Raw genomic sequence first — 23,779 nt, 5'->3', positions numbered from 1 at the left:
ATTGTTGAAATCAGCATATTGTTAAAAACATTGCTTATTAAGGAATGGTATTCAACGACTTCAAATACTCGGCAATCTTATTTTTATAATAATAATTTAAACCAGGAGGAATTTTCTGAAGCATATCACTGCCATTTTGCTGCTGTTTTTTAAATTGATCCAGCATTTTTTGATAGGATGGAGGAAACTCTTTTGCTGCCTTACTTTCCCGTTTCGAATCTTCTTCCTGATCGCGCTCTGCTTTCTCTGCTTCTAACAATTTGGTCAGGAGATCTTTTTGTCGGTTTAAGGTTTCCTGTTGTAGACGTTTGTTTACCAGATCACTCTCCGTCTGTTTCATTTCTTTAATGGCCTCATTTAGGTTGCCCAACTTACCGGTGCCGTCTTTATTTTCTTCACGGTTAAGTTTTTCTAAAGCCTGACGGATCATTTGTTGTTGCTGGGCCATTTTACCAAATTCCTGGCTCATTTGTCCTTTACCAACCGTACCTTGATTACCGCCTTGTTTTTGCAGCTGTTCACGGGCCTTTTGCATGCTCTTATTTAGTTGTTCCTGCATTTGCGACAGTTGTTTCATACCCTGCTTTTGTTTTTTCCCACTACCACCTTTGCTGTTTTTCTGCATATTTTGCAATTGACTGAGTGCTTCGCTTAACATTAAAGTTAAATTATTGATAGAAGTCATGGTAAATTGCTGGAAACGGTTAGCTTCCGCTGTTCTTCTGTCGCCTAGATTTTCTAAGCTTTTATCAAGGTTGAAATTAATTTTGTTCATTTCCTCGTTAACAGTGGATTCTATTTGCGGAACGCGTTTACTTAAACTATACAAACTGTCAGAAATGGTTTTAAGATTATCTTTAATGCTTCGTTGTTTTTGAACGTTGCTGGTGTAAGATGGGTCAGTTGCAGACATTTTCTTTAAAGCGAGCATTACTTTTTCCTGATCAAAAGAAGTCGTCAGCAGGTTTTCAAGTAGTCGTCTCAGTTCCTTAGCATTCAGGTTATTCTCCATTTCTTCGCCCTGTTGCTGCATTTCACTCATCTTTTTAGCAAGTTTTTCCATCTGCTCACCTGCTTTTTGCTGCTTCTGGCTTCCACTTTTAGCGTCTTTTTTATCCAGGGCATCTTTACTGTCTTGCTGATCTTTTTGTATATCCTGAATGTCCTTTTCCGGGTTTTCGAAAGGATTTGGCCGGTCTAAGGATTTATTTTTTTCTTCCAGTTTTTTCAGGTCATCCTTCAGGTCTTTCATCTCCTTATTTAGTGCATCCTGTTTCTGCTTTAAGGATTCATAATCTTGCTTTTTATCTTTTGTTTGCTGTGAAAGTTCTTTTTGTTGTTTTGCCAACTCATTTAACCGGTCAATGTCATTTTGCAGATTCTGCTCAAATTCCAGCTGTTTATAAAGCTCTAAAATCCTGTCAAGTTCGTTTTTAAGGGTTTTATTGTCCAATTGCATTTTTGACAGTTCATTCTGCGTCTGATCTTTATTTTTCTCATTCATCAGGTCCTGAAGTTTTTGCAAAAGTTCTTTTGTTTTGTCATCCAATACATGGTCAAACAGGTCTTTGATCTGTTTTTGTTTTTCGATAAGTTCTTCTGTCTGTTTTTGATCCTGTTGTTGCTGGATATTTTTATCATTTTGCGCTTTAATCTCCTTCATGGCCTCATCCAGTTGCTTCTGTTTATCCAGAAGGGCTTCAATCTGTTTTTTATCTTCAAAAGATATCTGTTTTTTATCAATAAGGCTTTCGGCTACTTTTTTGCTCTCTTTTTCGATCGTGTTGGCCAGGCGTATGGCCGATTGCACTTTCTGCTTTAACGCCTGATTGCTTGCATTTACCTGTTCGGCAGATTCTTTTTTAGTCGGCTGTTTAAAGGTTTTAATTTCAGATCGTGTAGCCTTTGCACCATTTACGCCATCATTATCGGCTACTTCAAAATAATATTCAATTTCCTGACCAGGTTTGGCGGCAACAGCTTTTAAATCCCAGAAATAAAAAAAATTATTTGAAGTCGCATTACTTTTAATGGCAATGTTTTTGGTAACGGTACCAACAATACGGTTATTTTCTCTGAGGTTGTATTTAAAGCTCAAGCGGCTAAATCCGTAATCATCAGTTACCTGTCCGCTAAAATATAATACTTTGTTGCTAAGAGAATCCTGCTTTTCTTCTACATTAATCTGTGGAGCCTGATCTTTGATTACCGTAACCTGATGTGAAAGAGAATCTCTTATGGTAACATATTGATTTTTTGGGATGATACTATATCTTGAATTGTTTTTGATAGTAGCCTTAAAATGTGCCACATCGTTATTGATTTTAAGCAGGTTTTCGGCTCCATTAAGCATAAACAGGACCTGGTCGCTTTTTTCAGTCTTTAAGCTCCAGGTCACTTTGGTACCTTCGGGAAGGAGCAGGTCTCCGACATTGTCAACCGATTCTGTATTTTTGCCCAAATAAGCAGGATAATTTAAGGTAGCTGTGGAATTGAGCAATTCCGGGCGGGGTTTAACGGTAACGGTAAACACGGCAGAACTAAAACCACCGCCTTTGAAAATCAATTTTTTATCATTCTGGATATTTTTGATGCTATAATTAAACTTGTTAATGCTTTCTTTTTCCAATTTGTAGGTGTTCTTGCCATCTTCTACATAAATCTCTGCCGGAAGTTCATCACCTATCAGTTTTAGGTTCAGTGTTAAATCATCACCTTGTGTAGGGGTTAAGCTTTTATTTAGAATGGTAAAGCTAAATGGCGCTTTTGTAGCAATATATTCATCGTACCGAAAGAAACTGTTTGTACCTTCACGTAAAATTGTGGGCGCTATAATGGCAATGAGCAGGATGATGGATAGGGGAACAAAAAGATATTTTAAATATTTCCGGTTATCGTTAATCTTAACTGCCGTGTAAAATGGAACGGGCCTGAGTTCAATAATCTTTTGATCAATGCTGGCCATAATGAGGCGGTTATTTTCAGGATTTTTCTCCGCTAAGTGATGAAGCTGCAGCGTATTCAATAATTTATCCTTAATATCGGAAAAGTGATTTCCGATGATAACCGATGCTTCATCCAAAGTAAGGTGTTTGCCTAATTTTAGCATGGCAAGCAGTGGCTTAACAATTAAAAAGCCGACCAGCAATACACCTGTAAGCAGATAAGCAAAAAATACAAAGGTTTTAAAGCCAGCTGTCGGGTTCAGGTAATAAAGGCTTAAAAAAACAATTAGATACAGGGCCAGAAGTATGGCCGCAGCATAAATACTGCCCCGCAAAATTTTATTCAGGTAAAACTTGCGGATAAACTCATCTATCTTCCGCAACAAATCGTTGTAATTATTGCTCACCATATCTCCGTAAATGTAAAAATTGTTCCAGTCAATTAAAAGGAAAGTATTTAAGGTAACGCGTTTATTTCAAATTGTTTATTATCCAGGTTGGCTTTAAATAAAAAAGGATATTGAATTCAGGCCTGGGTGTGAAATAGTAAATGTAAGAATGGGGTTCTTTCTTGAAGATCAAGAGTTTTAGCCCCGGACGTAGCGGCATCCCTGTAGCACCGTGAAAGGATAAGGTGTAGTACGGCAAAACCTTTAATAGCCGTACCAGCTTAGCGCTTCAAAAATACCGTTTTTATAAAGGGAAACATGCAAGTAAGGTTTCTGCAACAAATTATGATCACATTAACCACGCGTTAATTTGAAAATCTTTATCTTGTTATATTAATACAAAGGTTACATAGATTTTAAACGAGTATTCTGATAAAAATCTACTTTTGGCTTTTTGTATAATCATGCCCATATGAAACGAATTCTTATTTCTACACTAATGTTATTCTTTTTCACTGCTTCTTTCGGCCAGAAATTTAACTGGAATAAAAATCAGGTAATTGCTCACCGTGGTGCGTGGAAGAAAAACAATTTTCCTCAAAATTCCATTGCTTCATTAAATGAAGCCGTAAAACTGGGTTGTTATGGTTCGGAATTCGACGTATGGATGACGGCAGATAATATTCTGGTGGTTAACCACGATCCCGAGTTTCAGGGTTTAACCATCGAGAAGGTAAATTATGCAGATCTGTTGACCAAAACCATGAGCAATGGTGAAAAAATTCCAACATTGGAAGCTTATTTATTAGCAGGTAAAAAACAGAAAACCACCAAACTGATTTTGGAAATAAAACCCTCATTGATCAGCAAAGAACGTGGTATAGAGGTAACTAATAAATGCATAGAAATGGTTAAGAAACTAAAAGTAACTGATTGGGTTGAATACATCAGCTTTGATTACGATTACTGCAAACGCATTTTAACTTTATTGCCAAATGCAAAAGTTGCTTATTTAAAAGGTGAAATTAGTGCTGAGCAGATGAAGGCAGATAAATTAACGGGTGTTGATTACCATTATAGTGTTTACCAAAAAGATAATTGGATTGAAAATGCGCAAAAATTAGGTTTAACGGTAAATGCATGGACGGTAAATACGGTGCCTGAAATGCAGTGGTTATTGGCCCACAATGTAGAATACATTACCACCAACGAGCCTGAATTGCTTTTTGACGAAATTAAAAAAACACCGGTTGCCCAGGGATGGAAGTTAAAATGGGCAGATGAATTTGACGATGCCGGATTGCCGTTAACTAAAAACTGGGGCTACGATGTAGGTGGCAGAGGTTGGGGGAATAACGAGCTGCAATATTATACCGATGCCGATACTGCAAATGCAGTTGTTAAAAAAGGAAACCTGAATATTATAGCGCTAAAAGCTGATAAGGAAAACAGGAACTACACTTCAGCCAGGTTGGTAACCAAAAATAAATTCGATTTTAAATACGGTAGGGTTGAAGTCCGTGCAATGTTACCTAAAGGCAGAGGCTTGTGGCCTGCCATATGGGCGCTTCCAACGGATTCGAAATATGGTAGCTGGCCCAAGAGTGGCGAAATCGATATTATGGAACATGTAGGTTACGATCCTGATAGCGTTCATGGAACCGTACACACTGAAAAATTCAACCATGTAATTCATACACAGGTAGGTAAGGCCCTAAAGGTTAATAATCGGTATACCGCATACCACGTTTATGCGATAGAATGGTTTACCGATCATATCGACTTCTTTATCGACGATCAAAAATACCTCACTTTTAAAAATACCAAAAAGGGATCTGGCGACTGGCCATTTGATCAGAACTTCCATTTGATCTTAAACGTTGCGGTAGGTGGCGATTGGGGTGGAAAAAAAGGGGTGGATGATGCTGCTTTCCCTGCGACTATGAAAGTGGATTATGTAAGGGTATTTCAGAAGTAATTCGAGCATTCATTGTCTATTATTCGGTTAAATGGTTAATTGTTTAAATCGGTTAACTGATGACGAACTGTCAACTGTAAGATAGTAACTGAAAACTTCAAAAACAGTATCTAAGCTAAATCGTATCATTTTATGGATTCACGCAGAGAATTTCTAAAAAAAGCAGCTTTGTTTGCCGGAGCTACCGGCATAGCCAATACTTTGCCCAGTTCAGTATTGAAAGCGATGGCCATCAACCCTGAACCAGGCAGTACATTTTATGATGCAGAGCACATTGTTTTCCTGATGCAGGAGAACCGGTCTTTTGACCACATGTTCGGTAAAATGAAAGGTGTACGCGGATTTAACGATCCACACCCGCATATTCAGCCTGATGGCAACAAAGTTTGGTTGCAAAAAGATGGACAGGGCTATACGTATGCTCCCTTTCATGTTGATATCAACAAAACAAAAATTACCTGGCAGGGGGGCTTGCCCCATTCGTGGAACGATCAGGTAGCGGCGCGCAACGGTGGCCGTTACGATAAATGGCTGCCTGTTAAAACACCAATGACCCTGGCATATTATGACCGGAATGATATTCCTTTTTATTATGCCATGGCCGATGCTTTTACCATTTGTGATCAGCATTTTTGCTCATCATTGACCGGAACAACGCCTAACAGACTATTCTTTTTTACAGGTACTATTCGCGGGGAAAAAAGTGCCAATCGGATTGCAGTGGTGAATAACGACCAGGCGGAATCTCAGAATAATGTATTCGTAGATTGGCCAACTTTTCAGGAAACGTTAGAGGATAATGGCATCGATTGGCGCATTTACCAAAATGAACTTTGGACATCAAAACTTCCGGAGGGTGAAATAGATGATTGGTTGGGGAATTATGGTGATAATCCTGTAGAATATGTGAGCCGGCACAATGTTAAGTTATCGGCTTATTTTAGAAAAAATGGCGATAATACGGTTAAACCGGCGTTAACTGCAAAAGAGGTACAGGCTAAATACGATAAACTATCGCAAAGAGAAAAGAATTTGATTGATAAAGCCTTTACCACCAATATTTCTCAAAAAGATTATTTAGAACTCGAACCCTTCACATTCAAAAACGATCAGGGAGAATCGGAAACCATAAATATTCCAAAAGGAGATATTTTTCACCAGTTCAGAAAGGATGTGGATAGTGGAAAATTACCAACTGTTTCATGGTTGGTAGCCCCTCAACGTTTTTCTGACCACACCAGTTCGCCATTATATGGAACCTGGTATGTAAGTGAAGCACTGGATATCTTAACCAAAAACCCTGAAGTTTGGAAGAAGACAATTTTTGTTTTAACCTACGATGAAAATGACGGCTATTTTGATCACCAGCCACCTTTTGTAGTTCCGAATCCTGATGATCCAGGAAGTGGAAAAACATCCGAAGGTATAAATTATGCTACTGATTTTGAAGCGAGAAAAGGAAGTCCGATAGGCTTGGGTTATCGTGTGCCATTGATCATTGCCTCCCCATGGAGCAAAGGTGGTTTTGTAAACTCGCAGGTTTTTGATCATACGTCATCAATCATGTTTATGGAGAAATGGCTTGCGAAGAAGACAGGCAAAACCATAAAAAGCAATAACATTAGCGATTGGAGAAGAAATATCTGTGGCGATCTAACCTCCGTTTTCAGGCCGTATCACGGAGAAGAAATTAAATCTCCGGAGTCCTTAAAACGCGATGTTGTGGTGGCCAATATTGGTAACGCAAGAAACAAGCCTGCCCAGGTTGGTCCCACTGCATTGAATAAAACGGAGGTAGATAAAATCAATAAATTTGAGTCTTTTTCACCTGAAACTTCCAGTCATGCCCCCAGGCAGGAAAATGGCACCAAACATGCCTGTGCATTGCCCTATCACTTAACGGTTGATGCAAATTTAATCAATCATGAAATTGTACTTACTTTTCAATCGGTAAAAACTTTATTTGGCAGCGAATTTGAAACGGTTGGTGCACCTTTTAATATGAATACCATTGCCAGGTTTAAAGGTGTTAAGGGTAAATCATGGGCCTATGCGGTAAAAGCCGGTGATGTACTAAAAGATACTATTAATCTGGATGATTTCGATGATGAAATTTATGATCTTACCATAAATGGTCCGAATGGTTTTTACAGGAATTTTGTAGGTAGCAAAAAAAATCCTTCCATTATTGTTAAGGTATACCCGGAGCACGCTGGTTTGATAAGCAAAAAGCTTACAGGTAAATTGGTTTTGGCTGTTGAAAATACAGGTACCAGCCTGGTTACACTTCAAATTTTAGACAAAAAATATAAATCGGGAAGTCAAACAGTAAACATCAAGCCAAAATCCAATGCAAATATTTCGTTTAACCTGGCCAAAAATGCGAATTGGTACGATTTCAGTATGGTACAGAAAGGAAATCCGACATTTAAACACCGTTATGCAGGTAAAATAGAAACCGGAGAAATAACACAAACCGATCCGTACATGGGCAACGTTTAAATAAATATCGCTCAAAAGAAGGGTATTCTTTGGTAGAACTTATGTTTATTGGCCTTTACATGCTATTGGTAATCGTATGAAGATAAAAAACCGATTTAAACAAAAAGTCCCGGCTGCTATTGTCGGGACTTATATTTTTATTGCGTTTTTACTTAAAAAGTAATTGGTAATTCTACCTGGGTTCTGTCCCAGCCCATAATCAGGTTGGCTCCCCCATTAATTTCTGTAAAGGTTAAAGAAAAGTATTCAATCGGCTTAGACAAGGTTTTCACAGGAACACTTACGCGAACAATATCTTTAGCCTGGTTGTAGGTGAAAGCACCCCATTTGTCTGTTTCGCTATTCACAATAATTGTCCACGAATCTTTGTTCGGAATGGCAAACAGGCTATAGGTTCCCGGTTTAATTTTTTTGCCACCAATGTTTACTTTTTTAAAGAAACGTACTTCAGTACTTTCATTGGCTCCAAAACGCCATACCTTACCATATTGCTCCAGAACACCAAAAATATCACGGCCTTTTTTCTGTGGACGCGAGTAAACAATTTTTATCATTGGTTTTGTCGGATCTCCAGCCTTTGCTTTAGGGGCATTGAGCGGAAAATAGACAATATCTGCCGGACTTGGATCTGCAGCAGGAAATTTTACTTCAGCAGAAGCACTTTGTTGTGCCTTAGCATTAAAGCAAAAAAGAGCGAAAACAATAATGAAGATATTTCTCATTTGTAGGCTTTTGTTTTCATTCGCGATGAGTAGTTATGATTTTACTTTTGTTGTAAAATACTAAAGCTATATCGCTTAATTATTCTGGATCCCTAAGATCTGGTTAAAAGGGCTAAAACTAGTATTTTCTTCCTTTTACAATAGCGTTTAAAAATAAGCCTGCTGTTAACAAACCTAAAACACCACCTAATAAAGCAAAAATATAGTTTTGCGTAATAATTGCTCCGGTTAGCACCCCGAAGAATAAACCTAAAGCATAATATAACCAGTTGAAATTATTGCTGCTGTTCTGTTGTACACTCATGTTTTCTGTTATTTGGAGGCAAAGTTAATATTTATTTTAAATTTTAATCAATCTGGCCAAATCTAATTAATGATCAAATCCGGTAAAATTTGCTTTTATAATTACTGTTCTAATAATCCCGCTCAATAAGCATTCTTCCTAATAAATCAGGGTTTTATCAAGATAATGTAAAAGAAGTGAATAAACATTTGGAAGTTAATCAATCGTTTGATTAATTTTGTGCCGTTAAAAAGAAATGAAAACAGAAAAAGTAGATAAAAGACAGGCCATTCTGGAAGCAGCTGAAAAGCTGTTTTGCGAAACCGGGTATGAAGGTACCTCCACCCGGCAGATTGCGAAGGAATCTGGAGCAAATATGGCGATGATAAATTATTATTTCGGTTCTAAAGAAGGAGTTTTTGTTGAGATTATGAACGAGCGTATTGCTGGTTTTGCTTCTCAGCTGAAAATCATCAATGAAGATAAGATTTCGGCATTGGAAAAACTGCACAGGGTTATAGAAGGCTATGTTAACCGGATATTGAATAACACGGCATTTCATAAAATGATGCACCGTGAGCTTTCTTTAACCCAGAGACCAGCAATGTATGATAAAATTAAGGATGCCATGAGCCACAACATGCAGCTTATTGACCGCATTATTACTGGCGGAATTGAAGATGGTACCTTTAATAAAGTAGATGTAAGGATGGTAATTGCAACCATTATGGGTACGATAACCAATATTGTTATTGCGCCCCAAAAGGTGATCTCATGCTCCAACTTCGACCTGAATGACCCAAAAGATAAAAAAATGATTAAGGAGCGTGCAATCGCTCACTTACAAGATCTAACAACAGTTTATTTAACAACAAAAAAATGATACCCAGATCAATAAAATTAATGCTTGCGGCATCATTAATTCCAGCTGCTTTGTTTGCACAGAATAGCAAGGAATTAAATATCAACCAGGCAATAGAACTTGGCATAGCCAATAGTAAAAACCTAAAACTCTCCCAAAACAAAATCGACCAGGCAGCAGCCCAACTGGAGGTGGTTAAAGACAATGCCTTGCCAACGGCAAATGCGAGTTTTATGTACAATCATGCCGAAATACCAACCACAACTTTTGCTTTACCAGGTAGCGAATCAGCTTTTCGCCTGCCTAAAAGGGCCGATGCTTTTGTAGGTACGGCAGCGGTGCAGGAACTCGTTTATGGTGGTGGTAAATTAAAATACGCAAAAGAATCAACTAAGCTATTGGCCGAAGTTGCACGTCTGGACGCCGATAAGAGTAAAGAAGAAATTACCTATGCGGTGATCAATACTTACTATTCTTTATACAAGGTTTTACAAAGTAGAAAAGTAGTTGAGCAGAATTTAGAATCGATTGCCGCGCAAATTAAACAGGCGCAGCGTTTCTTTGAACAAGGCATTGTAACCAAAAATGATGTGTTGCGCTTTCAATTGCAACAGGCAAATGTTACGCTTACACAAATGGATATTGAAAGCAACCGTAAAGTAATTAACTATAACTTGGATATCCTTTTGGGTTTACCGGAAGATACTGAAGTTAAAATTGTTGACCCAACTGCCGGCATAAAAACATCAGGTTCATTAAACGAATACATCGGCTTGGCAATGGCTAACCGCCAGGAGCTAAAGCAACTTGATGTACAGAACAAAGTTGCTGATTTTAATATCAAAACCGTTAAGGCAAATACTTTACCTACTGTTGGTGTTGGCGCCAACTTATATTACATTAATCCAAGCGGTAATTTTATTCCGCCGGTAAACCAGTACCTCATGCCTATTACAGTAGGCGCAACGGTTTCGTGGAATTTTGGAAACCTATGGACAAATAAAAACAAAGTAAGCCAAGCCAAAATTGAGCAAAAGGAAATTACCATTCAGAAGGATATTTTATCAGATCAGGTAAAAACCGACATCAATAAAAACTTTCAAAATTACCAGGTGGCCATGAACAAAATACAGGTTTTGGAAACCTCAATTGCACAGGCTACTGAAAACGATAAATTATTGGCATCGAAATACAAAAACAATGTGGCTTCGGTTACCGACCGTATCGATGCTGAAACGCTATTATATCAAGCAAAAATAAACTTGGAGATAGCAAAGGCAGACGCAGGTTTGGCTTACTATACTTTATTAAAATCAACAGGAAAAATAACGCAATAAATACGGCAATGACAACTGAAAAGAAAAAAAAGAACATAGTAGTACCCATCATTTTAGGTGTTTTACTAGTAATAGGTATAATCTTCGGGATTGTAGAATGGAATTATTATAGCAAACACGTGGATACAGACGATGCACAGATTGATGGTGATATTAGTCCTGTTGTTGCGCGTGTTGGCGGTTATGTAAAAGACATTAATTTTGAAGAAAATACGCATGTAACCGAGGGGCAGGTTTTGGTTAAACTTGATGATAACGATTACAAAGTAAAATTAGAGCAGGCTCAATCCGGGCAAAAAGGTGCTACTGCAGGGGTGGGTGTGGCGCAATCTCAAATTGCTGCAACAGAAGCCAATACCAGTACTGCAAAAGCAAACGTAGCAGCAGCAAAAGTTAAATTAAATCTTGCACAAAAAGATTATGACCGTTACGCCAATCTGATTAAAGACGGATCGATCACCCAACAGGCTTTCGACCAGGCAAAAGCAGCTAAAGAATCGGCACAAGCGGCTTACCAGGCAGCGGTAGATCAGTATAATGCAGCGGTTAAACAAGTGGGTACCACCCAATCTCAACTGGCGGTTAGCAGCAATGTAATCAGCCAGCGCCAAAGTGATATCGATTTTGCAAAGCTTCAGTTATCTTATACGGATATTAAAGCCCCTGCAACCGGTATTGTTTCTAAAAAGAATGTACAAAAAGGACAATTGGTTCAGGCAGGTCAGTCTTTATTCTCTATCGTAAACGATGGAAGTATTTATGTAACGGCAAACTTTAAAGAAACCCAATTGGAAAAAATTAAAGAGGGTTCTAAAGTAGAAATTGAAGTAGATGCTTATCCTGATGAAAAAATTGAGGGTGAAGTGTATAATTTTTCACCAATTACTGGTGCAAAAGGATCTTTATTGCCACCCGATAATGCTACCGGTAACTTTGTTAAAGTTGTACAGCGTGTTCCGGTAAAAATCAAAATCCATCCATCAAAAGAGCTGTTGGCTAAATTACGTCCAGGAATGAGCGTTAAAGCTTCAGTATCTACTAAATAATATTAAAAATGGCCGAAGTAGGTTTAAAAAAGTGGATTATTACATTTACGGTAATCACAGCTTCATTGCTGGAGTTGATTGATACGACTATCGTGAATGTGGCAATTCCACAGATACAGGGAAACCTGGGCGCCACCCTTGAGGATGTGGCCTGGCTTTCCACCGGCTATGCGGTAGCAAACGTTATTGTATTGCCAATGTCGGGCTGGCTGGGTAACCGGTTCGGCAGGAAAAATTATTTTCTTACCTCCATTATCGTCTTTACACTCGTTTCCTTTTTATGCGGAAATGCCACCTCATTGAACGAGCTTATTTTATTCAGGGTTATTCAGGGATTAGCCGGCGGTGGTTTAATATCAACAGCACAAGCTATTCTTATTGAGACCTGGCCACGTGAAGATGTGGGTATCGCAACAGCTTTGTTTGGTTTGGGAGCGGTAGTTGGACCAACTGTTGGACCAACCATTGGAGGATATATTTTGGATGTCAGTTCATGGCCGTGGATTTTTTATGTGAATATTCCCGTCGGAATACTCGCGGCATACTGCACCTATTCCTTTGTACGGGCCACCCCGAAAGAAGGGCAGGGTCAACCTGTCGATTGGTGGGGTATCGCTTTACTGGCTATAGCAGTAGGTAGTTTACAAACATTGCTTGAAAAAGGAGAGAGCGAGGATTGGTTTGCTACGCCTTACATTACAGCTTTGGCGGCAACATCGGTATTTGGCTTATTGCTTTTCATCTGGAGGGAAATGAGTACCGACCACCCAATTGTGAACTTTAAGATTATGCGCCACAGAAGTTTTGCTGTGGGTATGTTTACCTCTTTTATTCTAGGCTTTGGCTTATATGGCTCTGTGTTTATCTTTCCCGTATTCTGTCAAAATTTACTGGGCTTTTCAGCACTGCAAACAGGAGAATTATTATTCCCGGGTGGTTTGTGTACCATTATCATGATGCCTTTTATTGGTATTATGCTTAAAAAAGGTATTCCTGCACAGTTCATGGCTACCTTTGGTATGCTGGCTTTCTTTATTTTTTGCTGGATGCTGAGTAAATCAACACTTCAGTCAGGTACTGGTGATTTCTTTTTACCATTGGTAATTAGGGGGATAGGTATGGCCTTATTGTTTGTTCCACTAACCACGCTGGCTATCCAGGATTTGAAAGGACCGGAAATCGGTCAGGGTTCGGGTTTAAACAATATGATGCGCCAGTTGGGTGGTTCGTTTGGTATCGCAGCTTTAACTACCCTGATCCATATCCGTTCGGGTTTCCACAGAAGTAACCTGCTAACCAATCTTAATGAATATAACCAACCATTCGTTGATCGTTTTAATGGTTTGATTAAAGGTTTTATGGCTAAAGGCCAGACTTTATTCGATGCGAAAATTATGGCAGCAAAAGCGATGGAAGGAATCGTAACCAGGCAAACCATGTTACTTACTTATGATGATGCCTATTGGATTGCAGGATTGATTATGTTATTCTCCATACCTTTACTATATCTTCAAAAGTTTAAGAAAAATGCAAACATTCCTGCGGATGTGCACTAAAGTTTGCAACAAAAAGCCAAAAATAATGGCAAAAAACAAAAACAGCCGGTGTATTTTATTACATCGGCTGTTTTAACCCAAAAAATTAACAATCAATGCAATGCCCTTAAACATTGCAAATGTTCTTACTTAACCACATAGTGGCCAAATAAGATTTTAAAAATAAAATTTATTCTACAATTTTCCAAATTGTAAGCCTTAGAATTTTAATACCTTATGCATTTTTTGTAGTATTACGGTACACAAAACTATTGCGTAAACTATGCCGAAACTTCGTTTAACTACACAACGGGAATCTATTTTCAATAATGAGGTGATCTCAAAATTTGAACTGTTCAACAGTTTATTTCTAACCTTGCCTTTTTACAAAATTAAGGATACCGGGACGTTACTTCCTTTGTTTTTTAAAAGCTGTGAAGAAGGCATTGCCAACGGGGCAAAACCTGCACAAATTATTGAAGAATTTTTCGCCAAGTATACCAGTTATACCGATCGTAAAGATATTATAGACCTTCTGTTTCGGTTTATTCAGTATATCGAAAGACAGGTGGTGCTTTTTGATGCCGTAGAAGATGCCTCGTTTACGAAGTTAAATACCACTGACGAGCAGAGTACATTGTCGTTTATTCTAAATAAGAATGCTGATAACAGACCAATGTTATCAAAAATTGAAAAATTGATTGATGAACTTTCGCTCCGCCTGGTGTTAACCGCACATCCGACGCAGTTTTACCCTGGTAGTGTTTTAGCAATTATTACCGATTTAACCAAAGCCATCAGGGATAATGATCTTACCCTGATGAACTCGTTGCTGCAGCAGCTGGGTAAAACACCATTTTTCAATAAAAAATCGCCTACGCCTGTCGATGAGGCCCTAAATCTGGCCTGGTTCTTGGAAAATACTTTTTATTTTGCTGCGGCCAATATCCAGCAGGAAATAGACCAGAACCTCGACGAATATAATCTGGAAACCAAGAAAATTTTAGAACTGGGTTTCTGGCCTGGGGGAGATCGAGATGGAAATCCAAATATCCACGCTGATACGACCTTAGAAGTTTCTAAAATGTTGCGTCAAATCCTGTTCCGCTGTTATTACCGCGATTTCAGGGTGATTAAACGCCGCATCACTTTTAGAGGTGTTGAAGAAAATATTGCCAAACTGCATGACGTGCTTTATCAGAACGCTTTCGATCAAACCTGTGAGCTTCATGATATTTCTGATGAATTAAGGGATAACCTGAATAAAATCAAAGAAACCTTATTGGCAGAACATGGAGGTCTGTTTGTTGATCTGGTTAATAATCTGATCCGCAAAATAGACTTATACGGCAATTATTTTGCATCGTTGGATATCCGTCAGGATAGCCGTATACTCAGGAAGGTACATGCTTATTGTCGTGAAAACAAACCAATTTCTTCATTGTATCCTGCCAATTATGATCAGCTTTCAGAAGCAGAAAAACTAGCTTTAATTTCATTTAAAGAAGCAACCGTTGTTTACGCCAGTGAAGCTGATGCATTAACAAATGATACAATTGAGGTAATTAAAGAAATTAAAGGTATACAAAAGCGCAATGGAGAAAAGGCTTGTCACCGTTTTATTATCAGCAATTGTCAGCAGGCGAGCGATATCCTTCAGTTGATCGAACTTTTCCTCTGGAACGGTTGGAGCAAAGATTCATTAACTATTGATTTCGTGCCACTTTTTGAAACGGTAAACGATTTAAAGGGTGCTGCGGCCATTATGGAAACGCTGTATAGCAATCCGTTTTATAAAGCACATCTGGCTAAACGCGGCAATAAACAGCACATCATGTTGGGTTATTCTGATAGTACCAAAGATGGTGGTTATTTAATGGCTAACTGGTCTATCTTTAATGGTAAAACATCCTTATCAGCGGTTGCGGCAAAGCATAACATTCAGCTGTCCTTTTTTGATGGTCGTGGTGGCCCACCTGCACGTGGTGGAGGTAAAACACACCGTTTTTATGCTTCCATGGGGAAGGAAATCGCGAACAAGAATATGCAGCTGACCGTACAGGGTCAAACCATCAGTTCTCAGTATGGCTCGGTTGAAAGTGCTGAATTCAATATTGAGCAATTAATCAATGCCGGACTAACATCCGGATTGAAAGAGAAACACAATATTCTTATTGATCCTGACAATAAAGCCCTGCTTGATGAAATGGCCGAAGATAGTTATAAAGCTTTTGTGGATCTTCGCGAACACCCGTTATTTGTAAGTTATTTAGAGAAATTATCTCCTTTAAAACTATTATCTCAGGCAAATATCAGCAGTCGGCCGGTTAAAAGAAACGGGGGCGGTGAGATGAAACTTGAAGATTTAAGGGCCATTAGTTTTGTTACCGCCTGGAGCATGCTAAAACAGAACGTACCTGGCTTTTATGGAATGGGAACAGCTTTGAAGAATCAGGAAAATGCCGGAAACTGGGATAAAGTAGCAAAGGTATATGCGGATTCTGATTACCTCAAAACCATAGTGGATAACTGTATGATGAGTATGAGTAAATCAGACTTTGTGATTACGGCTCATTTAGCCAATGATAAAGAGTTTGGTGCCTTTTGGACTCAATTACACGAGGAGTTCAAATTAACTAAAGAGATGCTCTTAAAACTATCCGGACAGCCAACTTTAATGGCAAATTATCCGGTAGATAAAAAATCAATAGCTACACGCGAAAAAATTATTTTGCCATTGGTATTGATCCAGCATTTTGCTTTAGAGAAACTGCAGCACGATCAGAACGAGAAAGACCAGCATGCTTTAGAAAAGCTTGCGGTAAGAACAGTATTTGGTATTGTGAATGCTGGAAGGAATTTAGCTTAGTTAAGCCAAACCTTACAGGTTTTATAACATATTTCCAAGGTCTGTGTCCTCACAGGCCTTTTTTTGTCCAATTTTGTTGTCTTTGTCATTCTTAGGGGTAATTAATTGTATAAAATCAATATGAATGATAGATGTTTTTGACGGAATGTGCCAGGAATCGTAATGCAAGCGCTTTAAGATTCCCGCCTGCGCGAGAATGACGCCGTACTGATAGATTCTGCCTATAATAGGCACTAAGAATCTCTGACAAAAGCTGCATAGTTGCGCGTTACCATGTGATATATAACTTTATGGTTGCTCGGTAGCAGATCTTGATTGCGTTCAGAATGAAGTCATTTATAAAAAAAAATCCTTGTAGATCAGTCTACAAGGATTTTATATTTCGAAAAAGCCAGCTTAAAGCTTAAGACGATTATCTGTCAATCGAACCCATCACTTTTTGGCCAAAAGCATTTAATGCATCTTTTTCGGCAGCACCTTCACTTACCATCTGGTGTACTTCTAATGCTCCGCAGATATTGGTAATCATTTCACCCGCCACATCAACTTCATGCTCGCTAACGCCTCTAAATTCGCAAAAAGCCTCCAAAACCTCCAAAGTGGTCTCCAGCTGAGCGGGAGTAGTGTTTTGAAATAATTGTCTTATAACCGGAATCTTCATTACTTTATCTTGTTAAATAGTTCAATCAAGCCTTCTGCTTTGTTGGTTTGTACCTGATCTACCAAAGCGCCCCCTTCAAAAGCTGCAAAAGTTGGTAAATTATCAACGTTTGCAAATTTGCGTGAGTTTGGAAGTTTTTCGGCATCAACAATCAGGAAAGCTACATCTTCATTCTCCGAAGCCAGTTTTTTAAACTTAGGTTTCATGATTCTACAGTTTCCGCACCACGATGCAGCATACTGAACCATTACCTTTGAGTGATCGGCCAGGTATTGTTGAAGATTATCTTCTGTTAATTCTAAAAACATAACGTTTTGTTTAATTAGTTAGCGGCTAAATATTCAGCTACGCCAGTTCTGTTTGCGCTCATCGCTTCTTTTCCTTCTTCCCAGTTTGCAGGACAAACTTCTCCGTGTTTCTGAACGTGAGCGTAAGCATCAATTAAACGTAAATATTCTTTAACGTTTCTACCTAGTGGCATATCATTAACACTTTCGTGGAAAACTTTACCGGTTTCGTCGATTAAGTAAGTCGCTCTGAAAGTTACGTTAGAACCAGAGAATGATTCATTTCCTTCTTCGTCGTAGTTAACTTCCTGATCTAAAATATCTAAAATGCCTGATAGTTGCCTGTGGGTATCTGCTAAGATTGGATAAGTAACACCTTCAATACCACCATTATCTTTTGGTGTATTTAACCAGGCGAAGTGAACTTCGTTGGTATCGCAAGATGCACCAATAACGATTGTATTTCTTTTTTCAAACTCAGGTAAAGCAGCTTGGAATGCGTGTAATTCTGTAGGGCAAACGAAAGTAAAATCTTTTGGATACCAGAATAATAACACTTTGCTATTTTTGTTTACAGCTTCTTCAAATACGTTGATTTTCAAGTCATCACCCATGTCTGACATTGCATCAATACTAACACTTGGGAATTTTTTACCTACTATTGCCATAATTTTTTGTCTTTAATTTTTGTTGGCACAAAGGTAAGGCTAAAACAGTTGCCTATCAACACCGTTAGGTTAATAGTTAATTGTATTTATTGATAAGGATATAGACGAAAACTATAATGTTGTTTTGAAGTATAGTATAGTTCTATTTCAAAGATTACGTCATTATAAGCGGAGTACCAGGAAGTTGGGAAATCTCTTAAGGATACTTTTATGCTTACCATTAATAAGCTCCAATAAAAAACTCGTCATAGCGACGCACGAAGCAATTTTAAAGCGCACGCTGGTAGCTATAGTAAGATTACTTCGTCGTTCCTCCTCACAATGACGACCAAAAAAATGAAAATCTACTTCTTCAACGTATTCTCATACAGTTTAAATATCCTTTTATATTCATCTGTCCAGCTGCTTGGCTCAACAAAACCATGGTCTTCTACCGGATAAACTGCAAGTTCCCAGTTATTTTTACCCAATTCGATAAAACGTTGCGTTAAGCGTACAATGTCCTGAAAGTGTACATTTACATCAACCATACCATGCGCCATTAATAAATTGCCTTTTAATTTATCGGCGAAGTAAATCGGAGAACTTCTTTTGTAGGCGATCGGGTCGTTAAATGGTTCGTTTAAAATATTCGATGTATAGCCGTGATTATAATGTGCCCAATCAGTAACTGAACGTAAAGCCGCGCCGCTGGCAAAAACATCTGGTTCGTTAAACATGGCCATCAACGTGATAAAACCGCCGTACGATCCCCCATATAAGCCTACATGCTTTGGATTAACACCGTATTTTTCGACCAAAAATTTAACTCCGTCTGCCTGATCGGTTAAATCTTTTCCACCCATATGGCGGTAAATACCGGTACGGTGATCGCGACCATAGCCCGAACTTCCGGTATAATCGATATCGATTACGGTGTAACCATTATCGGCCAGCAAATTATTGAACATAAACTCACGGAAGTAGGTACTCCAGCCAAAGTGTACATTTTATAAATAACCGGCACCGTGAACAAAAACCACAGCAGGGTGGTTAGGATGTGGATTTTCTGATTTATAGACCCTTGCATATACATCAGCGCCGTAACGGTTTTTAAAAGAAACCATATCTGGCTGGCGCCACTTGTAGGAATTAAATTCGGCAGAAGTAGACAGGGTAATTTTTACGGCTTTAGCACCAACTTTATTGGGCTGAAGGTATAATTCTCCGGGTTTATCGATAAAAGAATAATTAATGGCGAGGTACTTTTCATCAGGAGAAAGGGTAATGTCGTTTAAGCCCTTCATCGTGGTAATCTGTACAAGTTCACCGCCATTTACGCCGATTTTAAAGAAATTGGTAATACCAGGGTGCTCTTTATTCGCCTTAATATAAAACGTATTTCTATCTTTTGATAACTGTACCGATTGTACTTCCCATTTGCCAGAAGTAAGCTGTTTTTTATCTCCGGTATTTACATTGGCTACATAAAGATGTGAATATCCTGTTGCTTCGCTCTGATAATAAAAACGGTTGTTATCTATCCATCCGGTATTGCCCTGGTAAAAGCCACTAATGCCTGGTCCACCAATCCAGGCTTCGTCACGTTGACGGTCTATTAAGGAAAAAACCCCGGTTAGGGCATCCAGTTTTAAAATCCAGCGGTCTTTGTTGTCGGTTGAAGTGGCCACTACCATCGCCGTAGTTCCGTTGTCGTTCCAAAACGGCCCAAAGAAATTTACAGGACGATCAGCATTTTTCTTTTTTAAGGTATCCAGTTCTTTCGGATAATCTTTCAGGTAATCAGGTAAATCTTTTATTCCCGGAATGGTTGAAGTTTGGATGGCATATACCGTATCCCTCTGCGTATCATAAATAAACCCCTGTGAGATATTTTCGTTTTCTCCAACTTTGGTTCTTCCCGGAATATCTTCAGTATAGCCTGAGGAAGTGATATAATTTGGAACAACGGTATTGTGGTTGTTCTGTGCAGGTGTGGTTAATTTATAAGTGATAAAATGTCCATCCGGACTAATCACCACACCATTTAAAAACTTATCTTCGGTATAAAGTTCCTTTAACGGTTTTGTATCTGAAGCAGTACCTCCAAAGCGGCCTCTTCCTCCACGGGAAACATTTTTGGTTTCGGCATTTCGTTTTTTTATAATATCAAAAAGTTCTGTCTGTTGTGCTTTTAGCCACTTATCCTGTTCGGTAGTTGCTTTGCTTTCTGCTCTTCCGGCTTTTTTGCCTTTAACAAAATTAGTGAGCTGTTTAGTCTCTGCTGATTTTAAATCTAGCAGGAATAGATTATCACCCAGTTGATAAACGATGTTGCCGTTGGTTAAAAAAACCGGACTGCTTTCCCTTTCCTGCGTGCTTGTTAATCGGGTTTCCTTATTCGTCTTAAAGTTTTGTAAATAAATGTCCCCGCTTTTTTCGACCAAACCAAGAGAACGATTGGTATTATAAGTGTAATTTAAACTCAATAATTTTTCATCTTCTTTTTCTACGGCTTTAACGGGTTTGGCAGCTGTTGCTGACACCTTAAATAATTCTTCTTTGGCTTTATTTTCAGGGTTCCAGTTAAAATAAAGGGTTTTGCTGTCTGCAGACCAGCGAAAATTAGTTGGCGAAATACCCATCCATTTGGGGTCGCGCATAATTTTTTCGACAGTTAAGGGTGCCAGTTGTTGCGCAAAAGCATATTCTCCTGTGCAAAGCAAAAGGAAAAGTAAATATTTCTTCATGAATTTTAGGTTTGGATGCAATTTAGGTAAAGCACAAACTAATTTTAGAAGGAAATTGAAATGTTACAACGCCTCAGTCTTATCAGTTAACCAAAGATAAAAAAGACAAGCACAGATGAAATCTGAAATTAAATCCTTAATCTGTTGATAATCATTAACGGATTACCCTACCGGTTTTATCTATATTCACAACATCGAAAGGCTTTAAGTATTCGTTTATGATTACTGCAAATTCCCGTCTGGTTAACACCTTTTTTAGGTCGTATTTAGAACTAAACTTATAATTTTTATTCCACCTTTTTTGTAATTCCGCTTTGGTAGCTTCAACTGATTTATTGCCCACATAACAAACCAGTGAAATGGTATTTTCTAAATTGATGGGGATATGTTGATGATCGTCGAACCAGATCTGAGCTTTATAATAATAATCTTTGATCGGTTGCTTAATCTCATCATACGTCACCTGTTCTTCAGGATTAAAATAGGCTTTTTTCTGTTTTATTTCGGCTTTAATGATGCCTGTTACACCAACTTTTTGAATGGCCAACCAATTAGAGTCTACTGGTTTTATGTCTTCAAAGGGCATTAATGCATGTTTGTATGCCAATAATTCACCCTGTATGCTTTTTAAGTTTGAAAGGCTGGTTTTGGTGCTAAAAAATGCGGCATAAGCAGCAGTCGCCCCGGCTGCTCGTCCAATTTCAAACTGATCTTTATCAATGTAAAGCAAATTTTCCTGATCTGGGATCAATAAACTGTACAATGATAGGAAGCTTGCTCCTGCTGAGGCGACGCTTGTTACCGTCGTGCGGTAAATATTTTCGGTATAATTTAAAGCACTTGAAGAAGCCGGATTTAACGAAGCAATTTTCAATGCGGCCATCAACTTGTCCGGATTGTCTGCCAATACCAGGATCCTGGCTTTAATAGTTTTATCTTTGGCCAGTTTTATCTCCCAGCCATTTCCTGAACGTTTAATTTCGGTATAAGGGGTATTATTGATCACATTCAATAGCAGTGTGCTATCAACCGTTACTTTTAATGGCTTTTTTCTATCTGGTTTTGGTTTGGCAATGTTTAAGCTGTTTGCATTTTCGGTTTCGCGCTTTAAAAAGTCCTGATAAAAAGCTTTGTTGGTAAAGGTTATTTTATCTACATCCAGCTGTTCTTTTTGGCTGAGCAGGATGGTTTTTACGCCAGATTTAAAGGATTGAAAAGATGCGGTATAAGCAGCATCACCGCTGCCGATCACCAGCACATCTGTTTTTAAGGTTTGGGCATGGATAACCAGGGGAATGATGAATGCGAAAACAAAAAACAATCTTTTCATCTTTTATTATTAAAATTTGCTGCAATATGCTTTAAATGAATGAAATTTTAATGAAATGGAAGCATTTTAACTAAATTTAAATGGAAGTTTCTGTAAACCGATTTGAGGTAAAAGACAGCAACTGTCAGAATTATGGAACAAGAGATCAAATCAGTTTTCGATTTACAGCAAAAGCATAAATTCAGTTTACGTAAAACAGACGCAAGAACCCGGATCGGCAAGTTGAAATTATTAAAACAAGCTTTAGTTAACGCTGAAGAGGCCATATTTAACGCATTGGAAAAGGACCTGCGTAAAAACCGTTTCGAAACTGCAGTAACTGAACTTTATTTTACCTATGCAGAAATAGATCATGCCATCAAACAAATAAAGGCTTGGATGAGGCCTAAATCTGCTGGCAGAACCATGAGTAACCTGTTTGCCGGCAATAAAATATATTACGAACCCCGAGGTGTTTGTTTGATTATTGCCCCATGGAATTATCCTTTGCAGTTAATCATGAGTCCGTTGGTTTCGGCAATAGCAGCGGGAAATTGTGCCGTACTGAAACCGTCTGAATTAAGCGAGGCAACGGCAGGTGTAATCAGTAAATTAATTGCAGCAATCTTTGAACCAAGAGAAATCGCCTGTTTTGAAGGCGATGCTGATGTTTCTACCGCGCTGTTGAAACTCCCGTTTGACCACATCTTTTTTACCGGAAGTACGGCCATTGGCAAAGTAGTGATGGAAGCTGCAGCGAAAAACCTGACTTCGGTTACCTTGGAACTTGGGGGAAAATCGCCAGCTATTGTAGACGGAACCGCTGATATTAAAAAGGCTGCAGAAAAAATCGCCTGGGGCAAACTGGTCAATGCCGGGCAGACGTGTATTGCTCCGGATTATGTGATGATTGAAGAAAACAGGTTAAATGACTTTGTAGAACATTATAAAAATGCCGTTCAGAAATTGTTTTTTGACGACGGGAGAATCAATAAAAAAGATTATGCCAAAATCATCAATGGCAAGCAGTTTAGCCGGTTGAATAATTTAAAAGAACAGGCAATTGCTGATGGAGCACGGTTGGCTTTTGGTGGCGAAATAGACGAAAAGAGCCAGACTATGTTGCCCACGCTGTTAACTTCGGTAAACAAAAAAAGTATCATTATGCAGGAAGAGATATTCGGACCTGTTTTGCCTGTGATCACTTTTAAAAATTTGCAGGAGGCTATTGATTTAGTAAACAGCAAAAACAAACCACTGGCGCTTTATATCTTTTCGCATAAAAAACAAAATCAGGATAAGATTATTATGGAGACCAGTGCCGGCGGAACCTGTGTAAATGATGTGTTGGTGCATATCAGCAATCCGAATTTGCCTTTTGGAGGTGTTAATAGCAGTGGGATGGGAAGTTGCCATGGTATTTTCGGGTTTAAAACCTTTTCGCACGAAAGGGCAGTGGTTTTTCAATCAAAATTAGGCGTAACCAAGATGGTTTATCCTCCTTATGGCAAAAAAATGGGTTTGTTGAAATGGCTGAAGAAATTGATGTAGATTTTATATCCCGGATCTGAGAAGATGGATTTGGATTTATTGTTTAATATGCTCCCAGCTTCGTGTCTTTTGTGCCTTCGTTTCTGTGATATTTGCGGTTAAAAAT

The 23,779-nt window shown here is 38.6% G+C and carries 17 protein-coding genes; 8 read left to right on the top strand and 9 right to left on the bottom strand.

The genetic code is table 11. The features are described from left to right. Positions 1 to 37: 37 nt before the first annotated feature. The gene (locus ACFE6N_RS02275; RefSeq protein ID WP_378933412.1) at positions 38 to 3,355 is read right to left on the bottom strand and encodes a DUF4175 family protein; all 3,318 of its coding nucleotides are present in this window, start codon (positions 3,353 to 3,355) and stop codon (positions 38 to 40) included. Positions 3,356 to 3,806: 451 nt separating this feature from the next. On the opposite strand from ACFE6N_RS02275, the gene ACFE6N_RS02270 reads away from it, so the two are divergent. After that, entirely contained in the window at positions 3,807 to 5,312 is a 1,506-nt protein-coding gene (locus ACFE6N_RS02270) for a glycerophosphodiester phosphodiesterase family protein (protein WP_378933409.1), read from the top strand. 132 nt (positions 5,313 to 5,444) lie between these two features. Then, the gene (locus tag ACFE6N_RS02265; protein ID WP_378933406.1) at positions 5,445 to 7,814 is read left to right on the top strand and encodes a phosphocholine-specific phospholipase C; all 2,370 of its coding nucleotides are present in this window, start codon (positions 5,445 to 5,447) and stop codon (positions 7,812 to 7,814) included. A 152-nt stretch (positions 7,815 to 7,966) separates the two neighbouring features. Here the strand turns inward: ACFE6N_RS02265 and ACFE6N_RS02260 are convergent, their stop codons facing one another. Both ACFE6N_RS02260 and ACFE6N_RS02255 read right to left on the bottom strand, forming a co-directional pair. Continuing rightward, positions 7,967 to 8,536: a DUF2911 domain-containing protein gene (locus ACFE6N_RS02260; protein WP_378933403.1), complete on the bottom strand. Its 570-nt coding sequence runs from the start codon at positions 8,534 to 8,536 to the stop codon at positions 7,967 to 7,969. Between the two features lie 118 nt (positions 8,537 to 8,654). Next, positions 8,655 to 8,840, bottom strand: a complete 186-nt coding sequence (locus ACFE6N_RS02255; protein ID WP_090983371.1) for a hypothetical protein — start codon at positions 8,838 to 8,840, stop codon at positions 8,655 to 8,657. Between the two features lie 235 nt (positions 8,841 to 9,075). Between ACFE6N_RS02255 and ACFE6N_RS02250 the strand changes: the two genes are divergently transcribed. The 5 genes from ACFE6N_RS02250 to ACFE6N_RS02230 all read left to right on the top strand — a co-directional run bounded on the left by ACFE6N_RS02250 (position 9,076) and on the right by ACFE6N_RS02230 (position 16,468). After that, positions 9,076 to 9,702: a TetR/AcrR family transcriptional regulator gene (locus ACFE6N_RS02250; protein ID WP_090983373.1), complete on the top strand. Its 627-nt coding sequence runs from the start codon at positions 9,076 to 9,078 to the stop codon at positions 9,700 to 9,702. Further along, positions 9,699 to 11,018, top strand: coding sequence for a TolC family protein (locus tag ACFE6N_RS02245; RefSeq protein WP_090983375.1), 1,320 nt, complete (start codon positions 9,699 to 9,701; stop codon positions 11,016 to 11,018). The genes ACFE6N_RS02250 and ACFE6N_RS02245 overlap by 4 nt, the downstream gene beginning before the upstream one ends. Before the next feature lie 8 nt (positions 11,019 to 11,026). Continuing rightward, a complete protein-coding gene (locus tag ACFE6N_RS02240; RefSeq protein WP_090983377.1) occupies positions 11,027 to 12,064 on the top strand; it encodes an HlyD family secretion protein in 1,038 nt (345 codons plus the stop codon). An 8-nt stretch (positions 12,065 to 12,072) separates the two neighbouring features. Then, on the top strand, positions 12,073 to 13,620 hold the full coding sequence (locus ACFE6N_RS02235; protein WP_378933398.1) for a DHA2 family efflux MFS transporter permease subunit: 1,548 nt from the start codon (positions 12,073 to 12,075) through the stop codon (positions 13,618 to 13,620). Positions 13,621 to 13,882: 262 nt separating this feature from the next. After that, complete coding sequence (locus tag ACFE6N_RS02230) at positions 13,883 to 16,468, top strand: phosphoenolpyruvate carboxylase (RefSeq protein WP_378933395.1); 2,586 nt, start codon at positions 13,883 to 13,885, stop codon at positions 16,466 to 16,468. Positions 16,469 to 16,880: 412 nt separating this feature from the next. On the opposite strand, the gene ACFE6N_RS02225 is transcribed toward ACFE6N_RS02230, so the two are convergent. The 6 genes from ACFE6N_RS02225 to ACFE6N_RS02200 all read right to left on the bottom strand — a co-directional run bounded on the left by ACFE6N_RS02225 (position 16,881) and on the right by ACFE6N_RS02200 (position 22,143). Beyond that, on the bottom strand, positions 16,881 to 17,129 hold the full coding sequence (locus ACFE6N_RS02225) for a DUF6952 family protein (protein WP_010599336.1): 249 nt from the start codon (positions 17,127 to 17,129) through the stop codon (positions 16,881 to 16,883). Continuing rightward, on the bottom strand, positions 17,129 to 17,437 hold the full coding sequence (locus ACFE6N_RS02220; protein WP_293744963.1) for a co-chaperone YbbN: 309 nt from the start codon (positions 17,435 to 17,437) through the stop codon (positions 17,129 to 17,131). The genes ACFE6N_RS02225 and ACFE6N_RS02220 overlap by 1 nt, the downstream gene beginning before the upstream one ends. Positions 17,438 to 17,451: 14 nt before the next feature. After that, positions 17,452 to 18,084, bottom strand: a complete 633-nt coding sequence (locus ACFE6N_RS02215) for a peroxiredoxin (protein WP_090983385.1) — start codon at positions 18,082 to 18,084, stop codon at positions 17,452 to 17,454. 344 nt (positions 18,085 to 18,428) lie between these two features. Next, positions 18,429 to 19,034: an alpha/beta hydrolase family protein gene (locus tag ACFE6N_RS02210; RefSeq protein ID WP_378933390.1), complete on the bottom strand. Its 606-nt coding sequence runs from the start codon at positions 19,032 to 19,034 to the stop codon at positions 18,429 to 18,431. A 39-nt stretch (positions 19,035 to 19,073) separates the two neighbouring features. After that, positions 19,074 to 20,813 carry a DPP IV N-terminal domain-containing protein gene (locus ACFE6N_RS02205; protein WP_378933388.1) on the bottom strand — a complete coding sequence of 580 codons (1,740 nt, stop codon included), beginning with the start codon at positions 20,811 to 20,813 and terminating at the stop codon, positions 19,074 to 19,076. Positions 20,814 to 20,967: 154 nt separating this feature from the next. Then, positions 20,968 to 22,143: a hypothetical protein gene (locus tag ACFE6N_RS02200; protein ID WP_378933386.1), complete on the bottom strand. Its 1,176-nt coding sequence runs from the start codon at positions 22,141 to 22,143 to the stop codon at positions 20,968 to 20,970. Positions 22,144 to 22,275: 132 nt separating this feature from the next. Here ACFE6N_RS02200 and ACFE6N_RS02195 point away from each other — a divergent pair, with 132 nt between their 5' ends. Further along, positions 22,276 to 23,673 (top strand): aldehyde dehydrogenase family protein, encoded by a 1,398-nt coding sequence (locus ACFE6N_RS02195; protein WP_378933384.1) that lies wholly within the window; start codon positions 22,276 to 22,278, stop codon positions 23,671 to 23,673. Positions 23,674 to 23,779 lie beyond the last annotated feature (106 nt).

This window comes from Pedobacter sp. BG31, assembly GCF_042464845.1.
In the GTDB taxonomy this organism is placed as follows: domain Bacteria; phylum Bacteroidota; class Bacteroidia; order Sphingobacteriales; family Sphingobacteriaceae; genus Pedobacter; species Pedobacter suwonensis.
This window is presented reverse-complemented; position numbering and strand designations above follow the sequence as displayed.

Bases quoted from the DNA above. Each gene is read 5' to 3' on its own strand.
- ACFE6N_RS02240 (WP_090983377.1), top strand. From the start codon at position 11,027: ATGACAACTGAAAAGAAAAAAAAGAACATAGTAGTACCCATCATTTTA.
- ACFE6N_RS02210 (WP_378933390.1), bottom strand. From the start codon at position 19,034: ATGTTCAATAATTTGCTGGCCGATAATGGTTACACCGTAATCGATATC.
- ACFE6N_RS02245 (WP_090983375.1), top strand. From the start codon at position 9,699: ATGATACCCAGATCAATAAAATTAATGCTTGCGGCATCATTAATTCCA.
- ACFE6N_RS02265 (WP_378933406.1), top strand. From the start codon at position 5,445: ATGGATTCACGCAGAGAATTTCTAAAAAAAGCAGCTTTGTTTGCCGGA.
- ACFE6N_RS02195 (WP_378933384.1), top strand. From the start codon at position 22,276: ATGGAACAAGAGATCAAATCAGTTTTCGATTTACAGCAAAAGCATAAA.
- ACFE6N_RS02225 (WP_010599336.1), bottom strand. From the start codon at position 17,129: ATGAAGATTCCGGTTATAAGACAATTATTTCAAAACACTACTCCCGCT.
- ACFE6N_RS02275 (WP_378933412.1), bottom strand. From the start codon at position 3,355: ATGGTGAGCAATAATTACAACGATTTGTTGCGGAAGATAGATGAGTTT.
- ACFE6N_RS02255 (WP_090983371.1), bottom strand. From the start codon at position 8,840: ATGAGTGTACAACAGAACAGCAGCAATAATTTCAACTGGTTATATTAT.
- ACFE6N_RS02235 (WP_378933398.1), top strand. From the start codon at position 12,073: ATGGCCGAAGTAGGTTTAAAAAAGTGGATTATTACATTTACGGTAATC.
- ACFE6N_RS02230 (WP_378933395.1), top strand. From the start codon at position 13,883: ATGCCGAAACTTCGTTTAACTACACAACGGGAATCTATTTTCAATAAT.
- ACFE6N_RS02220 (WP_293744963.1), bottom strand. From the start codon at position 17,437: ATGTTTTTAGAATTAACAGAAGATAATCTTCAACAATACCTGGCCGAT.
- ACFE6N_RS02250 (WP_090983373.1), top strand. From the start codon at position 9,076: ATGAAAACAGAAAAAGTAGATAAAAGACAGGCCATTCTGGAAGCAGCT.
- ACFE6N_RS02260 (WP_378933403.1), bottom strand. From the start codon at position 8,536: ATGAGAAATATCTTCATTATTGTTTTCGCTCTTTTTTGCTTTAATGCT.
- ACFE6N_RS02205 (WP_378933388.1), bottom strand. From the start codon at position 20,813: ATGAAGAAATATTTACTTTTCCTTTTGCTTTGCACAGGAGAATATGCT.
- ACFE6N_RS02200 (WP_378933386.1), bottom strand. From the start codon at position 22,143: ATGAAAAGATTGTTTTTTGTTTTCGCATTCATCATTCCCCTGGTTATC.
- ACFE6N_RS02215 (WP_090983385.1), bottom strand. From the start codon at position 18,084: ATGGCAATAGTAGGTAAAAAATTCCCAAGTGTTAGTATTGATGCAATG.
- ACFE6N_RS02270 (WP_378933409.1), top strand. From the start codon at position 3,807: ATGAAACGAATTCTTATTTCTACACTAATGTTATTCTTTTTCACTGCT.